Source organism: Enterobacter sp. SA187 (assembly GCF_001888805.2).
In the GTDB taxonomy this organism is placed as follows: Bacteria; Pseudomonadota; Gammaproteobacteria; order Enterobacterales; family Enterobacteriaceae; genus Enterobacter_D.
Genome location: NZ_CP019113.1, coordinates 826206 through 848081 on the forward strand (window position 1 = coordinate 826206; position 21876 = coordinate 848081).

At 54.4% G+C, this 21876-nt stretch carries 21 protein-coding genes; 4 read left to right on the plus strand and 17 right to left on the minus strand.

Annotated elements, in window-relative coordinates; all coding sequences use genetic code 11:
* The first annotated feature begins 88 nt into the window (after positions 1-88).
* Entirely contained in the window at positions 89-682 is a 594-nt protein-coding gene (locus BMF08_RS04125) for a YhgN family NAAT transporter (protein WP_072571210.1), read from the plus strand.
* A 67-nt stretch (positions 683-749) separates the two neighbouring features.
* Here the strand turns inward: BMF08_RS04125 and gntK are convergent, their stop codons facing one another.
* The 7 genes from gntK to BMF08_RS04160 form a co-directional block, all read right to left on the minus strand.
* On the minus strand, positions 750-1271 hold the full coding sequence (gene gntK, locus BMF08_RS04130; RefSeq protein ID WP_072571209.1) for a gluconokinase: 522 nt from the start codon (positions 1269-1271) through the stop codon (positions 750-752).
* A gap of 137 nt (positions 1272-1408) precedes the next feature.
* Positions 1409-2404, minus strand: coding sequence for a gluconate operon transcriptional repressor GntR (gene gntR, locus BMF08_RS04135; protein WP_072571208.1), 996 nt, complete (start codon positions 2402-2404; stop codon positions 1409-1411).
* A 102-nt stretch (positions 2405-2506) separates the two neighbouring features.
* The gene (locus tag BMF08_RS04140; RefSeq protein ID WP_072571207.1) at positions 2507-3202 is read right to left on the minus strand and encodes a pirin family protein; all 696 of its coding nucleotides are present in this window, start codon (positions 3200-3202) and stop codon (positions 2507-2509) included.
* Positions 3203-3324: 122 nt separating this feature from the next.
* On the minus strand, positions 3325-4362 hold the full coding sequence (locus BMF08_RS04145) for an oxidoreductase (RefSeq protein WP_072571206.1): 1038 nt from the start codon (positions 4360-4362) through the stop codon (positions 3325-3327).
* Between the two features lie 178 nt (positions 4363-4540).
* A complete protein-coding gene (locus tag BMF08_RS04150) occupies positions 4541-5959 on the minus strand; it encodes a M24 family metallopeptidase (RefSeq protein WP_072571205.1) in 1419 nt (472 codons plus the stop codon).
* A 38-nt stretch (positions 5960-5997) separates the two neighbouring features.
* Positions 5998-7440 (minus strand): M81 family metallopeptidase, encoded by a 1443-nt coding sequence (locus BMF08_RS04155; protein ID WP_072571204.1) that lies wholly within the window; start codon positions 7438-7440, stop codon positions 5998-6000.
* Between the two features lie 70 nt (positions 7441-7510).
* On the minus strand, positions 7511-8920 hold the full coding sequence (locus BMF08_RS04160) for a PTS transporter subunit EIIC (protein ID WP_072571203.1): 1410 nt from the start codon (positions 8918-8920) through the stop codon (positions 7511-7513).
* 309 nt (positions 8921-9229) lie between these two features.
* On the opposite strand from BMF08_RS04160, the gene BMF08_RS04165 reads away from it, so the two are divergent.
* Complete coding sequence (locus BMF08_RS04165) at positions 9230-10012, plus strand: DeoR/GlpR family DNA-binding transcription regulator (protein ID WP_072571202.1); 783 nt, start codon at positions 9230-9232, stop codon at positions 10010-10012.
* A gap of 77 nt (positions 10013-10089) precedes the next feature.
* Positions 10090-10578, plus strand: a complete 489-nt coding sequence (yhhY, locus tag BMF08_RS04170) for an N-acetyltransferase (protein ID WP_072571201.1) — start codon at positions 10090-10092, stop codon at positions 10576-10578.
* Between the two features lie 99 nt (positions 10579-10677).
* Here yhhY and ggt read toward each other — a convergent pair whose 3' ends face one another.
* A complete protein-coding gene (ggt, locus tag BMF08_RS04175; RefSeq protein WP_442778381.1) occupies positions 10678-12423 on the minus strand; it encodes a gamma-glutamyltransferase in 1746 nt (581 codons plus the stop codon).
* A 124-nt stretch (positions 12424-12547) separates the two neighbouring features.
* On the opposite strand from ggt, the gene BMF08_RS04180 reads away from it, so the two are divergent.
* On the plus strand, positions 12548-12988 hold the full coding sequence (locus tag BMF08_RS04180) for a DUF2756 family protein (protein WP_072571199.1): 441 nt from the start codon (positions 12548-12550) through the stop codon (positions 12986-12988).
* Here the strand turns inward: BMF08_RS04180 and ugpQ are convergent.
* The 9 genes from ugpQ to livH all read right to left on the minus strand — a co-directional run bounded on the left by ugpQ (position 12985) and on the right by livH (position 21835).
* On the minus strand, positions 12985-13725 hold the full coding sequence (gene ugpQ, locus BMF08_RS04185; protein WP_072571198.1) for a glycerophosphodiester phosphodiesterase: 741 nt from the start codon (positions 13723-13725) through the stop codon (positions 12985-12987). The genes BMF08_RS04180 and ugpQ overlap by 4 nt on opposite strands.
* Positions 13722-14795 (minus strand): sn-glycerol-3-phosphate import ATP-binding protein UgpC, encoded by a 1074-nt coding sequence (locus tag BMF08_RS04190; protein WP_072571197.1) that lies wholly within the window; start codon positions 14793-14795, stop codon positions 13722-13724. Before BMF08_RS04190 ends, ugpQ begins: the two co-directional genes overlap by 4 nt.
* Position 14796: 1 nt before the next feature.
* Positions 14797-15642, minus strand: coding sequence for a sn-glycerol-3-phosphate ABC transporter permease UgpE (ugpE, locus tag BMF08_RS04195; protein WP_072571196.1), 846 nt, complete (start codon positions 15640-15642; stop codon positions 14797-14799).
* Entirely contained in the window at positions 15639-16526 is an 888-nt protein-coding gene (gene ugpA, locus BMF08_RS04200; RefSeq protein ID WP_072571195.1) for a sn-glycerol-3-phosphate ABC transporter permease UgpA, read from the minus strand. The genes ugpE and ugpA overlap by 4 nt, the downstream gene beginning before the upstream one ends.
* A gap of 109 nt (positions 16527-16635) precedes the next feature.
* Positions 16636-17952, minus strand: coding sequence for a sn-glycerol-3-phosphate ABC transporter substrate-binding protein UgpB (ugpB, locus tag BMF08_RS04205; protein ID WP_072571194.1), 1317 nt, complete (start codon positions 17950-17952; stop codon positions 16636-16638).
* A gap of 200 nt (positions 17953-18152) precedes the next feature.
* Positions 18153-18866, minus strand: a complete 714-nt coding sequence (livF, locus tag BMF08_RS04210; protein ID WP_072571193.1) for a high-affinity branched-chain amino acid ABC transporter ATP-binding protein LivF — start codon at positions 18864-18866, stop codon at positions 18153-18155.
* Position 18867: 1 nt separating this feature from the next.
* The gene (gene livG, locus BMF08_RS04215) at positions 18868-19635 is read right to left on the minus strand and encodes a high-affinity branched-chain amino acid ABC transporter ATP-binding protein LivG (protein WP_072571192.1); all 768 of its coding nucleotides are present in this window, start codon (positions 19633-19635) and stop codon (positions 18868-18870) included.
* Positions 19632-20912, minus strand: coding sequence for a branched chain amino acid ABC transporter permease LivM (gene livM / locus BMF08_RS04220; protein ID WP_072571191.1), 1281 nt, complete (start codon positions 20910-20912; stop codon positions 19632-19634). The genes livG and livM overlap by 4 nt, the downstream gene beginning before the upstream one ends.
* Entirely contained in the window at positions 20909-21835 is a 927-nt protein-coding gene (gene livH, locus BMF08_RS04225; protein WP_072571190.1) for a high-affinity branched-chain amino acid ABC transporter permease LivH, read from the minus strand. The genes livM and livH overlap by 4 nt, the downstream gene beginning before the upstream one ends.
* Positions 21836-21876 lie beyond the last annotated feature (41 nt).

The following is a 21876-nucleotide window of genomic DNA, read 5'->3' on the forward strand; positions in this document are numbered from 1 at the left end:
GCAAGTGAAATTAATCAATGATAGCGACGTCGTCAGAAATAGAGCTTATAGGCAAAAAATCTGGGGCGAGTATTAGGGAAAGTATTAAATGAACGAAATCATCTCCGCCGCGGTGCTGTTGATCCTGATTATGGATCCACTCGGCAACCTGCCTATTTTTATGTCGGTGCTCAAGCACACGGAGCCGAAGCGCCGCCGGGCCATTATGATCCGCGAGCTGCTGATCGCCCTGCTTTTGATGCTGATTTTTCTGTTTGCCGGCGAGAAGATCCTGTCATTCCTGAATCTGCGCGCTGAAACCGTGTCGATTTCGGGCGGCATCATTCTGTTTTTAATCGCCATTAAGATGATTTTTCCCAGCCCGACCGGCGGCAGCCACGGGCTGCCTGCGGGCGAAGAGCCGTTTATCGTGCCGCTCGCCATCCCGCTGGTGGCAGGCCCGACGCTGCTCGCCACGCTGATGCTGTTATCGCATCAGTATCCGAATCAGATGGGGCATCTGGTCATCGCCCTGCTGCTGGCCTGGGGCGGCACCGTGGCGATTCTGTTGCAGTCGTCATTATTCCTGCGTCTGCTGGGGGATAAAGGCGTGAACGCGCTGGAGCGCCTGATGGGGCTAATCCTGGTGATGCTCGCCACCCAGATGTTCCTGGACGGCATCCGCGCGTGGATGAAAAGCTAATAAAAAAGCCGGGCAGGCTTGTGCCCTTCCCGGCGTCTTACGATGTTACCTGTTTCACTTCCCGGCGTTACTGCTTAATCACCGCAATGGTGCTGGCGACCACGCCGTCCAGCGGCTGATCGATATCCACCACCAGCACGTCCTGCTCGTCGCTGCCCGGCTCTTCAAGGGCATCAAACTGCGTCACCAGCATCTGGGTTTTAAAGAAGTGGCCTTTACGCGCCTTCAGGCGGGTTTCGATCACGTCAAATTCGCCCTTCAGGTAAATAAAAGAAAGATTCGGGTTACCGTCACGCAGCAGATCGCGATAGCGCTTTTTCAGCGCCGAGCAGACGATCAGCGACACTTTATTAGTGCGCTGCATGGCAAAAGCGGCGTCGTTAAGCGCCTGTAGCCACGGCTTGCGGTCGTCGTCATTCAGCGGATCGCCGGCAGCCATTTTCATGATGTTGCTGCGCGGATGCAGGAAATCGCCATCGAGGAAGGCGGCCTGGATCTGGTGCGCCACTTCGCTGGCGACGGCGGATTTACCGCTGCCCGATACGCCCATCAGGACATAGACATGGTGATCAAGATTTGTCGTACTCAAGGCGTTGCTCCCACTCGTGCTGAGGTCAATTGTTACGGGTAACAGTTATCGGTAACATTTTCATGCCGGGGATGCGGAGAAGCAATATCCATTCGCGCCAGAAGTGAATAAATGTGAGCCACTTCAAATTTGTCAGACTAAATGGAACCGCCCGGCGACAGGGTAAAACCCAAATCTAACATTTTCGGCGTCACGGTTTCGCCACGAATACGCGCCAGCAGGCGCTCAGCCCCGATGCGGCCCATACGTTCGCGCGGCGTCAGGACGCTGGCCAGACGCGGCTCCATTACCTGCCCGATGTCGTGGCCGTGAAAACCCGCAATCGCCATGTCGCCGGGAATGGTTAACCCCAGACGCTGACATTCAAAGGCGGCGCCGACGGCCAGATCGTCATTGGTACAAAAAATGCCGTCGAGCTGCGGATATTCACGACGCGCCTGGCGCATCAGTTCAATCCCGGCGGTGTAAGATGAGGATTGCTCCACCATCACGCTGTAAGGCGTCAGACCGGCTTCACGCATGGCCTGTTCATACCCCCGCTGTTTGATGATAGTACGTTCATCCAGACGTGCACCCAGATAGGCGACGTGGCGATGCCCGCGGCTGATGATTTCCGCCGTCATCTGGCGCGCCGCTTCCAGGTTATCAAAACCGACGGCAATATCCAGGCACGGAGATTTGCTGTCCATCAGCTCCACCACCGGGATGCCCGCCACTTCGATCATTTTCAGCGTACGCGGCGTGTGGCTGCGCTCGGTGAGGATCAGCCCGTCGATATTCCAGGAAAACATCGATTCCAGCCGCTCTTCTTCCAGCTCCGGTTTATAGCCGTAGTGCGCCAGCATGGTCTGATAGCCGTTCGCATCGGTGACGCTTTCAATACCGCGCAGCACTTCGGCAAAAACCTGGTTGGTCAAAGAAGGCAGCAGCACGCCAATGGCGCGGCTGGTGGCATTGGAGAGAATATCCGGGGCGCGATTGGGAATGTAACCCAGTTCATCAAGCGCAGCAGCGATTTTGCCGCGTAACGCGACGGAGACTTGCTCCGGGTTACGCAGGAACCGGCTGACGGTCATTTTGGTCACGCCAACGCGATCTGCAACGTCCTGAAGTACGGGTCTTTTCTTTTTCATCGTGCCTGTGTGATAAACGGGAAAACATTGCTCCAGTTTATCACGGACAGCAGACAACCTCCCCGCAGATACGGGGAGGTTGTGTTATTTATTTAAGCGGGATCAAACAGGCGGCAGGTCAAACAGCAGAATTTCGCTGTCGCTGTCGGCATGGATGGAGAGCGCCTGCTCATCCCAGATTGCCAGACCATCCGCCGTGGTGGCTTTGGTGCCGTTGATGGACACTTCACCTTTCACCACCTGGATCCAGATGCGGCGTTCTGCAGCCACCTGGTAAACCGACTGCTCATCTTTCAGCAGCGCCCAGCGGGACAGTTCCATATCCTGATTCACCTTCAGGGAACCGTCACGGGCATCCGGCGACAGCACCAGCTGGCGGCCCTGGGCGGCGTCAAAGCGGCGCTGTTCGTAGCGCGGCGTGATGCCGGTTTTTTCCGGAATGATCCAGATTTGATACAGGTGCAGCTTGTCGGTGGCGCTCGGGTTGTATTCCGAGTGACGCACGCCGGTACCGGCGCTCATGATCTGGAATTCACCAGCCGGAACCTGCTCTTTATTCCCCATGCTGTCCTGGTGCTCAACCGCCCCTTCCAGCACGTAGGTCAAAATTTCCATGTCTTTGTGCGGGTGCGTTCCGAAGCCCTGGCCTGCGTCGATCACGTCATCGTTAATGACGCGCAGCGCAGAGAATCCCATAAAGTTCGGATCGTAATAATCGGCGAAAGAGAAAGTGTGCCAGGAGTCCAGCCAGCCATGATTTGCATGACCACGTTCGTTTGCTTTGCGTAAGAAAATCATTTTTTTCACCCCGTCTGTTTTCGATGGAGTAAGTGTGGACGTAATCGATTCGGGATGATAGTGGGTGAAAATTGACTCCTCTGTTCAAAAAAAGTGAACAAGTGCAGAGGAGCCAAATCCGCTTATTTAGCGAGGGTTACGGTGGATGGCGAGGCCTGCTCAAAGCCGCGCTCCAGGATCTCGAGGTTGGTCATTACTTCAGATTCCTTGACGTAATTCGGCTGCCCCTCAGTGATGGTGGCGTAGAGCGCATCATAGACCCGGCCATAGTCGCCGGTTTCCGCAGGCCACTCTTCACGCACGGTTTCACCAGCGTCATTAACGTACTCCAGCGTGGCGATGCTATCGTCGGCGGCAAAGCCCGCCTCGCCCGGCATGATATTGGCCTTCAGACTGGTTTCCTGCTGATCGATACCGTATTTAACAAACGAGCCTTTGGTGCCGTGGACGATAAATTTCGGGTAGTCGATCTTCACATAGTGGCTGGTTTTGACGATGGCTTTCAGGTCGCCGTAAAACAGCTGCGCTTCGTAGGTATCATCCGGGTTGGCTTTGTTACGCAGGCTGCGGATGTCATAGGAGACATGATCCGGGCGGCCAAACAGCGAGATGATCTGATCCATGGTGTGCACGCCAAGCCCGTAAAACATGCCATCCTGCGGCAGGCCGGGTTTGGTTTCCGCCACCGGACGGAAGTAATCGAAATGGCTTTCGATTTCGACAATATCCCCCAGTTTGCCGCTCTCGATGGCTTTTTTCGCCGTCAGGAAGCAGGAATCAAAGCGACGATTCTGGTACGGCGTAACGGTCAGACCTTTGCTTCTCGCCAGTTCAAATAAGGTTTTTGCTTCGGCCAGCGTCGGCGTGAATGGCTTCTCTACCAGTACGTTTTTACCGGCTTCCAGCGCGCGTTTCGCGTACTCAAAATGGCTGTCGGCATGGGTGCAGACCACCACCAGTTTTACCTGCGGATCCCCTAATACCTCGTCCAGATCGCTGGTGAAATGGATATGCTGATACTGCGGCTGCTGCTCTTCCGGTTTCGCATGACGGCGGAAAATATGCGCCACATGCCAGGTGTCTTTGCGGTTGAGAACGTACGGAAGGTGATAGCGGGTGGTGCTTTTGCCAAATCCAATAAATGCGCAATGCAGGGTCATGGTATCGTCCTTTTTAAGGTTACTTTCATAACCATAGCGCAAATGCCGGGGTGACAACATGGCAAAAAAAAAGCCAGCACGCGGCTGGCTAAGATAATACTGGAAGCAATGTGAGCAATGTCGTGCTTTCAGGTTTACCGTAGCGGTCCCCCTGAACGCATGGCAATAATAATCATTATCATTCGCACTTGTCTACCCCTTTTTGCAAAAAATGGCAGACAAAGGCGGTGTCATGGTCCAGCAACCAGGGGCGCAAATAAGCAACTGTACTGCACATCGGTAAGATGTCCGCGGACAGGTTGATGCCCAGTGTTTCGATAAGATAATGCCTGCGCCGTTGCATCCGCTGCCATAGCTGTGGGTACTGAAACTCAATTTCCCGTTGCAACTGTTTGTCTGCCAGCAGTACGGTGCTTTCCGCAGAAACGCCGCCAAGATTGGGGATGGAAGGAATGATGTCAATTTGCAGGATCATTCCGCTCTGCAATGTTTGCTGAGAGCCTTCGTAAATGGGAGAAGACATCCACTCTTCTTCAGCGGTCAGGTGCCCCGGACAAAGCGACCAGTGATATTTTTCCCGTGGTAATATCGCGTCGATACGATCAAACAGTTCCCCGCCGCGCATACCTACGGTGATCGCTTCCAGCCAGTGAACATAGGCCGCAAAATAGGGTCGGGCGATCGCGTCCAGATAATTTTCCGCCCCGGTTGATAAGAGATTAGAACCGTTTACGGCATATCCGGCGCGACTGGAAGCGCCGCCGCGATAGCCTACGGTCAATGAAATCGTATCGCCATATTTCACCGTGTTCTCGCCAGGAAACAGGTTACCTTTTATAAAGCGCGGCCCGCTGGCAGCGATGGTGACAATGTTTGTATGCTGACCTGAACGCACCAGACGATCGCCTAATTCCTGCTCGGTAACGCCAGGAGCCAGCGCGTTCATCGCATCCAGAATACAATCGGAGGCTAACGCCGCACCATATTCATAGTGCGCGATTTCGTTAGCATTGTTTACCGTTCTGACACCGTTTTCGCCGATAAATAAATCGATTTCATTGGTCAAACAGGCTTCATTGCCGACGATGTTGCGAATGGTATCGACGATAAAAGAAGGCAAATCATAAATCTTTTTATCGATCGCTGAACCATCGGTAAACATCTTCCAGCCAACTAAACCGGTGCGCGCATTCTCACGAATACCGGCTTCAATAAGTAATTCTTTAATCGATTTATCGTTTCTGTTGGGTTGATTAGGCAGTGAAAAATGAGATAAATGCACTGCCCTGGCCTTGACGCGCGCCTTACTGACTTTGTTGAGATTTTCATTGCCGAGCACCAGGGTTATTTCACCATCGACGTTAATAACCATCAGCGCCTCTTCAAAGCGGGTAAAAAAACCGGTGAGGTACTCGAAATTCCCGCAATGTTCCACGTCACCATAGATCACCAACTGCTCAAGGCCACGTTGCTTCATCATGGTCAGTATTTTGTTTTTTCTGTGCTGGATGGTTTCATCCGTGAGTGCCACAGGCGTGCCTGCGCAATCTTTCTCGGGTGGCCGGATTTTTTTAAGCCTTATGTCATATTTTTTCATCTTAACCTCTTTTACCAATCACCGTGCAAAGCAATATGTCAAATATCATCGATCGGAAACATGGGGCGCATAATTCTTTTGAAAGGGATGGCGCGTGTATTCTGAGGCGTCGCGCCGGGGGTAAGGGACATCACACATAATTTCCCTTTTTCTTTAAGCTCGGGAAAAATATAGCCTTGCTTAACGACAATGATGTCATATTCATCCCAGTCAAGCCCTGCGCCAGTAAACTGATGTTGCTCTGCCATCGTTTGCCGGGTGCTGGCTACCACAATATCAACAGGTCTTCCTTTTACTGAGACGGTAACACTGTATCCATAGCAGGCCTCATGAGGATGAAGCATATAACCGCGTAGCTCGCCACGGGCCTTAACCGTAACGTCAAGACCAACGCTTTTGGACATCTCATCATAATCGACGCCAAGGTTAATATGCGCTTCTTCACCTATTCCCAGCTGACTAAGTTGCTGATAAGTTTGCGGATCGCAAATGTTGGCAAACAATACTTTTTTAGTCAGATCGCCGACCTCTAAAAACTGGCGCAGAATATAAGTATTCCATCCGGTAGCACCGGATGTCGTGTTATCCCCGGAATCCGTAATAAATACCGGTTTATCTTTAAACGCCAGTGCCATTTTTAAAGCTTCATCAGGCTGCGCGGTTAATCCGGTATAATGAAATTCATGCCGTTTATTCCACACATAATCTGCCAGTTGATCGGCTATCTCTTCAGCATAAGATTGATCCTCTGCCGTAGCGGGTACCACAACGATCCCACACCCGGCGACATCCGTATCATGGCGTATATAGCCTGGATGCCAGCTGACGCTCATGATCCGTGGATCATTTTCCAATTCATTCATATAGTGATTGATACTTTTGACAGGTTCGTCGGATGAGACGCTTTGTTCGCCGCCCAGAATTAGAGGCAGTTTACGATAGACAGAGTGAATATTCTGACGCTCTCTGAGGAGGTTACAGAGCATTGACGCCACCTGTTTAGCGGTATCAAGGCTATCTGTATGGGGTGACTCTCTGTAGCTGCGGATCAGGGTGGTGGCATTCACATAATCCGCACATAAATTACCATGAGGATCGCATACCACGGCAACAGGCATATAATCGCCAACAATTTCACGGATTTTCTTCAGGATATGATGATCGCCTGAGCCAAGGCCTTCAACCTGGCTGGCACCATGCAACATCAGATAAATGCCGTCAATTTCATGCAAGTGGTTGCGCGTCGCGTCCAGGAAACAATGTTCAATGTAGTCGAATGCCTCTTTGGTTATGACGCCCGACGAGCCTGCATCAGCATAGACCGCCGGAATTAATTCAATACCTGCTTCAGCGAAAACAGTTCCCACATGCATTCTTTCAATACATTCATCGCCGAATGATAAAAGAAAATCGCTGATTTTATTCTTAAGCGGAATATTTGCATTTGACTCCGTCATGAAATGGCCAACGAGTACTTTCATTTTTATAGTCCTTATTTATCCGGATATAAGAAATCACTTTCACCTATTTAAAATGTGTGGTGCATCGCACTTATTCAGATACAGTCCGGTGGCTAAGCAAATTTTTATTATCTAATGATAAAATGATTCTGGTGGCAAAAAACGATACCAGTATCGCCACGACAGCAACAATTGCGGCAATTATTACGTAATGCAGGCTCCCACTTTTATCAACAAAGAATAAAAACGTTAATAGACCAGGGCATCCACCTTCAACGAAAGAGCGAAGCCCCATCAGGCCAGCAATAACCCCACCACTCACTGCCCCCACGGCGGTACCAATAAGTACTTTGGGTCGCATCAGCAAGCTGCCATAAAATGCAGGTTCGGTGACACCACACAGCGCCGTTACGGCAAAGGAGGCGATCATACCTTTCTGGGCTTTATTGTTTTTAATACTGCTGGCAACTCCCAGAGCGGTCGCGCCGATACAAATATTCGAGATAAACCCCATGGTCCCGGTAACCGAGTTGAAGCCAACGGTTGCGATTAGGTGAACAGAAATGGGAGAGATAGCTTTATCGATGCCGAGCATCACCATATACGGATAAACCGCAGCCAGAATAGGTTGCGAAAGGAAACCCACGGCATCGCCTAACCAGATACAGAAATCACCTATCGCACCGCTTAAGTAAGTCCCCAGAGGCCCCAGTATGATTAGCTGTACTGGTACTACGATAAACATTGTCAGCAGGGGTTTTACAAAGTAGATAACGGCTTCGGGAATGATTTTCTTCAGCACTTTATCAACATAGTACATGAAGAAAACACCGAGAATAATCGGCAAAATGGCTGAACCGTAATCAATCTGCGGGATCGGTATCCCAAGAAAATTCAGGCCAGCAACATCATTTATCCTTTCCGTCAGCAATACCGCCCCTAAAAATGCGCCCATAATAGGCTGCATTTTCAGTTGCGATGCGAGAGTATAACCAATATAAACTGGCAGAAAGGTAAAGCCAGCCTGAAATATCGCCAGTAATACGTTTGCCGTTCCGCTATTGATATCCATACCAAAATAGTTCATTAGCAGATTACGTATCGCAAGGATCATACCGCCGACAATCATTGCTGGTACCACAGGCATGAAAATGGGCGAAACAAAGTTTCCGAACTTATTCAGATACCAGGCGGCATTACGTGGGCCATCTTCCTCTACGTCATTACTGCCCCGCTCGCCTGCACTCTCCTTCCACCCAGAAACCGCAACAAAATCATGCCAGGCATCATTCACATTTGGCCCGATGATAATCTGGATTTGCTTATCTTTAATGATGACGCCTGCGCAATCCGGTAGGTTTTTTATTGCGTCAGAATTTACATGACTTCTTTTTATAACATCTATGCGAAGTCTGGTCGCACAATGGGTTACATGACTAATATTTTCATTTCCACCAAGATGCCCTATGGCAAGTCTGGACATTTCCGTATATTTCCCCATAACACTCCCTCCTTGCGAGAGTTATAAGATTGGATAATAAAAGCTTCTTTAGGCTATGCACTTTGTTACAAGGCAACACAATAAACATAAAATGTTGCTTTATGTTATACTTTGATCACTAAGTGAGCAGCAGATCACGCAAAATTATCAAAATAACACCCAACTGTGCTCTACCTCACAGATGAGCAGCAGAAATAACGAACCTGAGGGGTTTATGCTTGCCGGATGTCTATAAACAAGTGTAATTTCTTGTTTTATCTGTATTTAATTAGCATTAGCGCGCTGATAATACCTTTGAGAGAAAGTTTGATGAAACAAACCAAACGGCAAATCTATATTCTTGAAACCATTAAGGTTAATGGTGAGGTGAACACGCAGGATTTAGCCCGCAAGCTGAATGTTTCGACGATGACTATCAATCGGGATTTTAAAGCGCTGGCGAGTACCGGTGCAATACAGTTGATTTACGGTGGTGCTATCACCTGTGAAAGGAACGCCTCTGAGTACCCGATGTCCCTCAAAGAAGAAGCAAATCCCGACGCTAAAAAATGCATTGCTGGCTGGTGTAAGCAACTGGTGAAGCCGGGAAGCTCAGTATTTATCGAAACGGGAACCACGACCCTCGCCGTGGCAAAGGAAATTTTCCGTACCGAAAACTGTACTTTTTATACCAACTCGCTGCTTGCAATGAATGCGCTTTCTAAATACGAATCGATAGACCTCCATGTTATACCGGGGAAATATCGCAGTTTATCTCAGGGGTTTTTAGGCTTACAGGCTGTTGATTATATTAAGCAATTTAATTTTGATATTGTATTTATTGGCACCGAGGGCATCGATCTGAATTCAGGGATCACCCTGCCAAATGAAGAAGATGCTTATACAAAAAAAGCGATAATGCGTCAGGCACAGCAGGTTATCGTCGTTGCTGACCAGACAAAGTTTGGTTTAACGCATTTGCATAAAGCCTCTGATTTGAATGACGTTGATTTGATTGTTACCGATCTCGATGAAAATGCGCCGCTCTTTCGCGCCATCTCCAACATTACCCGGATTATTTCGGCCCCTGGTTTGAGTAACTTCCCGGTTTAGTCACAAAAATGGCAGTTGACGCACATTGCGGAGTACCTGATGTTAAAGGGGATAATTCACCCACAGGAGAAAAAGGAATGAGCGATATTGTGATCCGCCACGTACAACCGGACGACGCCGAAGCATTACGCCAGTTGAATGCCCAGCCGGAGGTGTATCACGACACGCTACAAATTCCGCATCCTTCTATGGAAATGTGGCAGGAGCGACTAAAACCACAGCCGGGTCGTCGCCATCTGGTGGCCTGTATTGACGGTATTGTTACAGGCCATCTGGCGCTGAGCGTCGAGCAGAACCCGCGCCGCAGTCACGTGGCGACCTTTGGCATCAGCGTATCGCCCGATTTCCGCAACCGCGGCGTCGGCAGCGCGTTACTGCGTGAGATGGTCAACCTGTGCGACAACTGGCTGCGTATTGAACGTATCGAATTGACGGTCTTTGTCGATAATGCGCCTGCGCTGGCGCTGTATCGTAAATACGGATTTGAAACCGAAGGCACCGGCAAAAAATATGCGCTGCGTAACGGCGAATATATCGATGCGCTGTTTATGGCGCGGATGAAATAGCGCCCCTCACCCTGCCCCTCTCCCCAGGGGAGAGGGCATAAACCGATGCCATACTCCCCCTCTCCCCACGGGAGAGGGCCGGGGTGAGGGGCATAAAAGTTAATACCCCGCCGTCAGATCATCCACCGAGCGCGGATCTGATGCGCCGTATCGCATACCGTCAGGGGCGATCATAATGCTCTGCGTACTGCCCATCGCCTCTTTCACGGCGACTTTCTGCCCTTTTTGTTCCAGCAGTTTCAGCGTATCCGGGCTGAAGCCTTTTTCCACGCGCAGCTCGTCCGGCAACCACTGATGATGGAAGCGCGGCGCGTTGGTTGCTTCGGCGACGTTCATCCCAAAATCAATGCTGTTGACCACCATTTGCAGCACGGTCGTGATAATACGGCTGCCTCCCGGACTGCCGGTGACCAGCCAGGTTTTACCGTCTTTTACCACGATAGTGGGCGACATCGACGACAGTGGACGTTTGCCCGGCCCCACGGCGTTCGCATCGCCGCCCACCAGCCCGTAAACGTTAGGTACGCCCGGTTTAGCCGAGAAATCATCCATTTCGTTATTCAGCAGGATACCGGTATTCCCTGCCACAATGCCCGTTCCGAACGTAGTGTTCAGGGTGTAAGTGACTGAGACGGCGTTCCCGTCTTTATCCACTACCGAGAAATGCGTGGTCTGATTACTTTCGTAAGGCGCGAGCTTGCCCGGGCGGATCTGGCTCGACGGCTTCGCCTTTGTCACATCGATCTGCTGGGCGATGGATTTGGCATATTCCTTATTGGTCAGCGCCTGCCACGGCACCTTCACAAAATCCGGGTCGCCTAAATATTCCGAGCGATCGGCATAAGCATATTTTTCCGCTTCTGCCATCACCTGCATGGCATCGGCGCTGCCAAAGCCATATTTCGCCAGATCGAAGTTTTCGAGGATATTCAGGATCTGCACGATGTGGATCCCGCCGGAGGACGGCGGCGGCATGGAGAACACCTCATAACCGCGATAGGTGCCGCTAATGGGCGTGCGCTCAACGGCTTTATAGGCAGCCAGATCCTCTTTGGTGATCAGGCCGCCGTTTTTACTCATCTCCTGGGCGATCTGATCGGCAATCGCGCCTTTGTAGAAGGCTTCCGGGCCTTTTTCGGCGATCATCTCCAGGCTTTTAGCCAGATTAGCCTGCACCAGTTTGTCGCCTTTTTTCAGCGGCTCACCGTTTTTCCAGAAGATTGCTTTACTATTTTCATAGTTGGGCAACACTTCGCTGCCGTAGGTTTTCAGATCTTCCGCCAGCGCGTCGTTAACGGTAAAGCCCTGCCTGGCGAGTTTGATGGCAGGCTGCACCACTTTGTTCAGCGGCAGCGTGCCGTATTTTTCCAGCGCCAGCGAGAAGCCCGCCACCGTGCCCGGCGTGCCGGTCGCTAAATGTGAGGTAAGGGATTTTTTACTGTCGGGATTACCCTGATCGTCTAAGAACATATCGCGCGATGCCTGGGCCGGCGCCATTTCGCGGAAGTCGATGGCGGTGGTCTGCCCGTCTTTGGTACGCAGCAGCATAAACCCGCCGCCGCCCAGATTGCCCGCCTGCGGATGGGTAACCGCCAGCGCATAACCTACCGCCACGGCGGCATCCACGGCGTTACCGCCCTGCTTAAGAATATCGACGCCGACGCGGGTCGCTGCCGCATCCACAGACGCCACCATGCCCTCTTTCGCCTGCACCGGATGGAAGACATCTGCTTCCACGCCGTATGACACCGGCGGCGGTGGCGGCGGAGGTGCAGCAGCCACGCCAAAACATCCCCCTGCCATCAGAGCGGCGACGGCCACCCAACGCACAACATTCTGTTTCATCATCGCGGTTCTCCAGAGATATGAGCAACAGGCCCCGCTTAAGCCTGGTTCACTACTCTTAAAAAATCATCGTTTTGCCGGAGAGCAAGTAAACTTAAGCTATTCCCCATGAGAGGAGATGATGATGAAACCCTACCTGATTCTGGCGGCATTATTGCCGTTTGGCGCTTTCGCACAGCCGCTTAATACCATGAATAACCCGAATCTGCCGGACTATCAGATCCCGTCGCAGCAGCGGATGCAGACGCAGATGCTTAACCAGCAGTCACAGCAAAAAGGCATGCTGAATCAGCAGTTACAGTCGCAGACCCGTATTCAGCAGCAGCATCTGGAATCGCAGATTAATAACAACTCGCAGCGGATCATCCAGTCCCAGCCGGGCGAACCGACGCTGCCGCGCCAGCAGCCGCTGCCAAACAGCAATGGCGGGATGCTAAATAACAGCGATGCCTCGCTGAATACGCAGCAGCACATGCTGCCGCAGCAGACGAACGGCAGCATGCTGAATCAGAACACCGGCAGCACGCCGCAGCCGAATATCCCGCTGAAAACCATCAGTCCTTAAGGCTGAAAGTTCGGGCCGATAATGTCGATGCTGTCGGTACAGATTGAATCCACCCCGGCGCGCAGCAGTTCAGCGGCGCGCCCGGGTTTGTTGACGGTGTAAACCAGGATACGCAGCCCGGCGTCTTTCAGCGCGGCAATGCGGGCTTCATCCAGCAGGCGATGATTCAGATGGATGGAGACGCAACCAAGCTGTGTCGTCAGCGCCCGCCAGTCATCCCGCCACTCATCCAGCAGCAACCCGCGCGGCAGCTCAGGCACGGCCTCTTGCGCCGCTTCCAGCGCATCAATATCAAATGATGATAACAGCGGCGGCGTCATGTCCGCCCAGAGTTCACGTGCCGCCAGCGCCACGGTTTTGCCGGTCAGCGGGCCGGTGCCGGTGGTCGGTTTGATCTCAATGTTCGCCATCATGCCGTGCTCGCGGCAGCGCTGCGCCACCTGCGACAGCAACGGCAGGGGTTCGCCTGTAAAATCGCGGCTGAACCAGCTTCCCGCGTCTACCTGTAACAGATCGCTCCACGGCAGCCTGCCCGCCACGCCCCAGCCGTTGCTGGTGCGCTCAAGATTGTCGTCATGCAGCAGGAAGATCTGCCCGTCCTGCGACAATTTCACGTCAAATTCAATCATGGTGTGGCCGAAGCGCGCGCCGGTATCAATGGCGGCCAGGGTATTTTCCGGGGCCAGTTTGCCGCCGCCGCGATGCGCGACAATGTGGGGATAGGGCCAGTTGCTCATACTCGTTGTCCTGTGTCACCGTCGAAAAGGTGCAGATGGTTTTCCGCGAAATGCAGCCACAGCGTGCTGCCAGGTGCAGGACGTTCATGATGCGGCAGACGGACCACCATTTTCTGTTCGCCCCAGCGCCCGTGGGCCAGGTTGTCAGCGCCGAGCATTTCCAGCGTGTCCATCACCAGCGGGATCCCGCCTGCGGATTGTGAGCTTAGCGTAATATGTTCCGGGCGGATACCCAGCGTCATTTTGCGACCGGTATAGCCACGGTAAACCCAGTTAATCGGCAGCGACATGCCGCTGTCGAGATCAAAATGGGTGCCGCTGGTGCTGATGCGCCCTTCCAGCAGGTTCATCGCCGGGCTGCCGATAAAGCTCGCCACAAAGCGGCTGGCGGGCTTCTCGTACACTTCTACCGGCGTGCCGATTTGCTCCGCCACGCCTTTGTTCATCACCATCACGCGCTGGGCCAGCGTCATGGCTTCCACCTGATCGTGGGTGACGTACAGTGAGGTGGTTTTCAGGCGACGGTGCAGCTGTTGCAGCTCAAGGCGCATCTGCACGCGCAGTTTGGCATCGAGGTTGGAGAGCGGTTCATCAAACAGGAAGACCGCCGGATCGCGCACAATGGCGCGGCCCATCGCCACACGCTGACGCTGCCCGCCGGACAGTTCGCGCGGACGGCGTTTGAGCAGGCCGTCCAGCTCCAGAATACGCGCGGCGTCCTTTACCCGCTCGGCGATGTGCGCTTTGCCCATGCCGCGAATTTTCAGGCCCCAGGCCATGTTTTCTTCCACGCTCATGTGCGGATAAAGCGCGTAGTTCTGGAACACCATGGCAATACCGCGATCGACAGGCTCCAGCTCGGTCACGCGCTGGCGATCGATCCACACGTCGCCGCTGGACACCCGCTCCAGACCCGCCACCATACGCAGCAGCGTGGATTTACCACAGCCGGACGGCCCGACCATGACAATAAATTCACCGTCCGACACGTCCAGCGTCAGCGGCTGAATAATCTGCGTTTTGCCGTTATCCCAGCTTTTGGTTACTGCCTGTAATTTCAGACCTGCCATCTTATTTCTCGCTATCAACTAAACCACGCACAAAGGCACGCTGCATGGCTAAAACAATGACGACCGGCGGGATGAGCGTCAGCAACATCGCGGCCATAACGTGGTTCCACTGCGTGGTGCCCTCTCCCGTGGCGATCATCCCCTTGATGCCCGCCACCGCTGTGCCGAGGTTCACATCGCTGACAATCAGCAGCGGCCACAGATACTGGTTCCAGCCATAGATAAAGGTGATGACAAACAGCGCCGCCAGATTGGTTTTCGACAGCGGCAGCACGATGTCGCGGAAAAAGCGCATCGGGGATGCGCCATCAATGCGCGCGGCTTCGATCAGCTCGTCGGGCAGCGTCATAAAGAACTGGCGAAACAGGAAGGTGGCGGTTGCCGAGGCCATCAGCGGCAGCGTCAGGCCGGTATAGCTGTCGAGCATATCCAGCCGGGCGATCACTTCCACCGTCGGAAAAATACGCACTTCAACGGGCAGCATCAGGGTGATAAAAATCATCCAGAAGAACAGGTTACGCAGGGGAAAGCGGAACCAGACGATGGCGAAAGCGGAGAGCATCGACACCACGATTTTGCCGACCGTAATGCTGAACGCCATGATAAAGCTGTTCAGCAGCATCAGTCCGAAGGGCGCGCTGTTCGCCCCCACGCCTTCCCGCCAGATGGTGCGGATATTTTCCAGCAGATGTGTGCCGGGGATCAGCGTCATCGGCGTTTCAAACACCTGCTGGTTATTCAGCGTGGCGGCGACAAAGGCCACGTACAGCGGAAACAGAATGGCGGCGATCCCGAGGATCAACATGACATGGCTGAAGATCGTCAGCCCGCGGCGGTTCTCGATCATTGGTAGCGCACCTTACTTTCCACATAGCGGAACTGCACGACGGTCAGCCCGATGACCAGCAGCATCAGCACCACCGATTGCGCGGCAGAGGCCGAGAGATCCAGTCCGGCGAAGCCTTCGCGGTAAATTTTGTAGATCAGCGTCGTGGTGGCCTGTACCGGCCCGCCCGCCGTCGCGGCGTCGATCACCGGGAAGGTATCGAAGAAGGCATATACCAGATTCACCACCAGCAGGAAAAAGCTCACCGGCGCAATCAGCGGTAACGACAGCTGGAAGAAGCGACGCACCGGCCCGGCGCCGTCAATGGCGGCAGCCTCTACCAGCGAGCGGGGGATTGATTGCAGCGCGGCGAAAAAGAACAGAAAGTTGTAGCTGATCTGCTTCCAGATGGAGGCGAACACCACAAGGAACATCGCCTGTCCGCTGTTCTGCGCATGGTTCCAGTTGTATCCCACCGCTTCCAGCGCATGGGTGATCAGCCCGCGGCCAGGGTTGAATAAGAAGATCCACAGCACGGCGGCGATGGCCGGCGCGACGGCATAAGGCAGCAGCATCAGCGTCTGGTACAGGCGGCTGGCGCGGATCACATAGTCCACCAGCGCGGCGAAGAATAATGAACTCAGCAATCCCCAGAAGGTGACCATGCCGCTGAACTTGATGGTGGTCCAGAAGGAGTCGAGGTAATAACTGTCATGAAACAGGGCGACGAAGTTGTCCATGCCGACGAACTGGCTGGACAGCCCGAAGGGATCGACGCTCTGTACCGAGTACCACAGCGCTTCGCCCGCAGGCCAGATAAAGAAAATGATGGTGATAATCAGCTGCGGGGCGACCAGCGCATAAGGCAGCCAGCGCGAACGGAATACCGGACGGGATGATGACATGGGGATTGGATTCCTGAACAGCGCCGGGTGGCGGCTTCGCCTTACCCGGCCTACAGGCTAAATGCCACTTGTAGGCCGGATAAGCGCAGCGCCATCCGGCATGAAAACATTAAGACTTCGTCGACTGCTCGAAGCGGCGCAGCAGCTGATTACCGCGCTCAACGGCGGAATCCAGCGCCTGCTGCGGGGTTTTCTTGCCGGTCCACACTGATTCCAGCTCTTCATCCACAATGGTGCGGATCTGCGGCATGTTGCCCAGACGCAGGCCTTTGGTGAACGGCAACGGCGGCTTGTTCAGCATCTGACGGGTTGCGGTATCCGCGCCCGGGTTTTTATCGTAGAAGCCCTGCTCGCGCGTCAGGTTATAGGCAGCGGTGGTGATCGGCAGATAGCCGGTTTTCTGGTGCCATTCAGCCGCATTTTCAGGCTTCGCCAGGAATTCCAGGAACTGCGCCACGCCGGTGTAAGTCGGCTTGTCTTTACCCTGCATCACCCACAGGCTGGCCCCGCCGATAATGGCGTTTTGCGGCGCGCCTTTCACATCGGCGTCATACGGCATCATGCCGACACCGTAGTTGAATTTGGCGTAGTGACGGATATCCGCCAGCGAACCGGAAGAGGCAGTGGTAATAGCGCAGTCGCCGTTATAGAACTTCTCGGTGGACTCATCCTTGCGGCCAAAGTAGCTGAAGTCGCCTTTCTTGTTCAGATCGGCCAGCAGGGCGATGTGTTTCACCTGCTCCGGCTTGTTGAATTCCAGTACCGCGTCGGTGCCGTCAAAGCCGTTGTTTTTGCTGGCGACCGGCAGACCATGCCAGGCGCTGAAATTTTCAATCTGGATCCAGCCCTGCCAGCCGCTGGCGTAACCACATTTCATGCCTGCCGCTTTCAGTTTTGCGGTATAGGCGGCCAGGTCCTGCCAGGTTTTCGGCGGCTGCTCCGGATCTAAACCGGCTTTCTTAAAGGCGTCTTTGTTGTAATACAGCACCGGCGTGGAGCTGTTGAACGGCTGGGACAGCAGGTGCCCGGTTTTTGAATCGGTGTAGTAACCGGCAACCGTCGGCACGAACTGCGTTTCATCAAACTTGATGCCCGCATCGCTGAACACTTCGTACACCGGTTTAATGGCTTTCGACGCCATCATAGTGGCGGTGCCTACTTCATACACCTGTAACAAAGCTGGCGCATTACCGGTACGGAAAGCCGCGATACCCGCGCTCAGGCTCTGCTCGTAGTTGCCTTTGTACACCGGCACAATTTTGTAATCCGGATGGGTGTCATTAAAACGTTGCGCCAGGGATTCAACTTCTTTACCTAACTGACCTTCCATGGAGTGCCAGAACGGAATAGTGGTGACTGCCATCGCCTGACCTGCAAATGCCAGGCTTATCGCCAGTCCTAAAGCTGTATGTCGTAACGAAGTCATTCGGTTATCTCTCTTGTTGTGCCGGATGCGCGAAAACACGCGTTTTATGCTCGCGAGGTAACATGACACGCGCGAATGACAGAAAAATAACCTTTTAATTACAAAACGGTGACAGTCAGGGGTCAGGGAGATGATAGGCAGATGATGATCAGGTGAAGGTAATGTGTAGGCCCGGCGGAGGTTGCCGGGCCTGATAAAACTTAACCGCCCAGATAGGCGCTGCGTACTGCTTCGTTCGCCAGCAGCGCGTCGCCGGTATCTTCCAGCACCACGTGACCGTTTTCCAGCACGTAGCCGCGATCGGCGAGCTTCAGCGCCTGGTTGGCGTTCTGCTCGACCAGGAAAATGGTCATCCCTTCCTGACGCAGCTGTTCGATGGTGTCGAAGATTTGCTGGATGATGATCGGCGCAAGACCGAGCGATGGCTCATCCAGCAGCAGCAGACGCGGCTGACTCATCAGCGCGCGGCCAATCGCCAGCATCTGCTGTTCCCCGCCGGACATGGTGCCCGCACGCTGAATACGGCGCTCATACAGACGCGGAAACAGCTCGTAGACGCGCTTAATACGGGTCTGGAACTGCTCGCGGTCGGCAAAGAAACCGCCCATCGCCAGGTTTTCATCCACCGTCATGCGGGAGAAGACGCGACGCCCTTCCGGCACAATTGCCACCGCTTCCCGCATGATTTTCGCGGTCTGCCAGTCGGTAATGTCTTTCCCGTCGAAGGTCACACGCCCGCTGGTGGCGCGCGGATCGCCGCACAGCGTGCCCAGCAGCGTGGTTTTACCCGCGCCGTTGGCCCCAATCAGGGTGACGATTTCCCCCTGCCTGATATTCAGGCTCACGTCGTGCAGCGCCTGAATCTTGCCGTAGTGGGCACTTACTTTGTCAAAGGACAACATGACTTTTTCCATCTTATGCCTCACCTAAATAGGCACGGATAACATCCGGGTTATGACGAATTTGCTCCGGCGTCCCGTTGGCCAGCGGCGTGCCCTGGTTCACCACGTAGATGCGGTCGGAAATACCCATCACCAGCTTCATGTCGTGTTCAATCAGCAGGATGGTGGTGTTGTGATGATTACGCAGCTCGACAATCAGCTCGTCCAGCTCTTTGGTTTCTTTCGGGTTCAGACCGGCCGCGGGTTCGTCGAGCATCAGGATCTCCGGCTGCGTCACCATGCAGCGGGCGATCTCCAGACGACGTTGATCGCCGTACGCCAGGTTACTCGCCTGGCGGTTAGCGTGTGCTAACAAACCAATGCGATCAAGCCAGGTGGCGGCGCGATCCAAGGCTTCAGTCTGCGCGCGACGGAAGGCCGGGGTTTTCAGCAGGCCGGAAAACAGACCGGTTTTCAGCTGCTGATGCTGCGCCACCAGCAGGTTTTCGATCACCGTCATTTCGCGGAACAGGCGCACGTGCTGGAAAGTGCGCACCACGCCCATACGGGCAATCTGCTGGCCCGGCAGACCTTCCAGATGCTGATCGCGCAGCATGATGGTGCCGCCGGTCGGCTTATAAAAGCCAGTCAGGCAGTTGAACACCGTGGTTTTACCCGCGCCGTTCGGCCCAATCAGCGACACAATTTCCTGCGGATGCAGATCCAGCGAGACGTTATTCACCGCCAGCAGACCGCCGAAGCGCATCATCAGGCCATTAACGGACAATAAAGGCTGACTCATGCCTGCTCTCCTTTCGCGGCTTCCCCGGTTTTCAGTTTCAGCTGTGGACGGGTCATGGGCAGCAGGCCCTGCGGACGCCAGATCATCATCAGCACCATCAGGCCACCGAGCATTAACATGCTGTATTCATTGAAATCACGCATTAATTCACGGGAGACGACCAGCAGGATAGCCGCCAGGATCACCGCGAACTGCGAGCCCATGCCGCCGAGCACCACAATCGCCAGCACAAAGGCGGATTCCGCAAAGGTGAAGGATTCCGGGCTGACAAAGCCCTGACGCGCAGCAAACAGCGTACCGGCAAAACCGGCAAAGGCGGCGCTGATGGTGAACGCGGTCAGCTTGATGCGGGTCGGATTCAGGCCCAGAGAACGGCAGGCGATTTCATCTTCGCGCAGCGCTTCCCACGCGCGGCCCAGCGGCATACGCAGCAGACGGTTAATGACGAACAGGCTCAGCACCACCAGCAGCAGCGCCACCAGGTAGAGGAACACCACGCGGTCGCTTGGATCGTATTTCACGTTGAAGAAGTTGCTGAAGGTATCCCAGCCGCCTTCACGGGCCGTACGGCTGAACTCCAGACCAAAGAGCGTCGGTTTTGGGATCTGGCTGATACCGTTTGGCCCGCCGGTCACTTCGGTGTTGTTGAGCAGCAGAATACGCACAATTTCGCCGAAGCCGAGGGTGACAATCGCCAGATAGTCGCCGCGCAGACGCAGCACCGGGAAGCCGAGCAGGAAACCTGCCGCCGCCGATACCAGCCCTGCCAGCGGCAGGCAGGTCCAGAAGCCGAGGCCGTAATAGTGGTTGAGCAGCGCGAAGGTGTACGCGCCAATGGCGTAGAAGCCGCCGTAGCCCAGCACCAGCAGGCCGGACAGCCCCACCACCACGTTCAGCCCCAGACCGAGAATGATGTAAATCATGGTCAGGGTGGCGATATCCACCGTGCCGCGCGACACCATAAACGGCCAGGCCACTGCCAGCACCAGCAACGCCAGCAGGAACAGTTTCTGTTTTACCGTGGAGCCATCAATGGCCGGCAGCACGAACTTCGGGCCGGAGATGCCCTTCATGCTTTTCTGGAATACCGGACGCAGCAGCTGGAAGAAAAAGACCACTGCGGTGCCGACAAACACCCACTGCCAGCGGATATCCGCCGCGTGTCCGACCACCAGTTTGGTGCCGTCCAGCTGCAGCTGCACGCCCATAAAGACGCCAGCCAGTACGAAGAACATCGCCGCCGACAGCAGCGCCATCGCAAAATGCATCGGTTTCATACTTTCTCTACCTCCGGACGGCCGAGGATCCCGGTCGGCATCACCAGCAGCACGCCAATCAGCAGCGCGAAGGACACCACATCTTTATATTCCGTGCTCAGGTACGCCGAAGAGAGCGATTCCGCGACGCCCAGAATGAGGCCGCCGATCATCGCGCCCGGAATGCTGCCGATACCGCCCAGCACCGCCGCCGTAAAGGCTTTCATCCCGGCCATAAAGCCGATGTACGGGTTGATTACGCCGTAGAACTGACCGAGCAGGACGCCCGCCACCGCCGCCATCGCCGCGCCGATGACAAAGGTCAGGGCGATCACGCGGTCGGTGTTGATGCCGAGCAGGCTCGCCATCTTCAGATCTTCGGCACAGGCGCGACAGGCGCGGCCCATGCGGGAGTAGCGAATAAAGAGCGTCAGCGCCAGCATGGCGACGAAAGTCACCACCCAGATCACCAGTTGCATGGTGGTAATGGACGCGGAGAAGTTTTCACTGCTGCCCACCACCCACTGGCCGTTAAACAGGCTTGGCAGCGCCACATCGCGCGACCCTTCCGTCAGGCTGACGTAGTTTTGCAGGAAGATGGACATCCCGATGGCGGAGATCAGCGCAATCAGGCGCTTGGAGCTGCGCACCGGGCGATAGGCCACCCGTTCGATACTCCAGCCGTAGGCGCTGGCGATGACAATCGCCCCGACAAAGCCGGCGGCCACCAGCAGCCAGCTGCTGTCGATGCCCATCATCATCAGCGCGGCGATGATCATAAAGGAGACATAACTGCCGATCATATACACCTCGCCGTGGGCGAAGTTGATCATGCCGATAATGCCGTAAACCATGGTGTAACCGATGGCAATAAGCGCGTAGGTGCTTCCCAGCGTAACGCCGTTAAACATCTGCTGCATGAAGTAGAGAAACTGCTCGGACATAGGGAAACCTTTTTATTCCCGCCCGACAGTGCCGGGCGGTG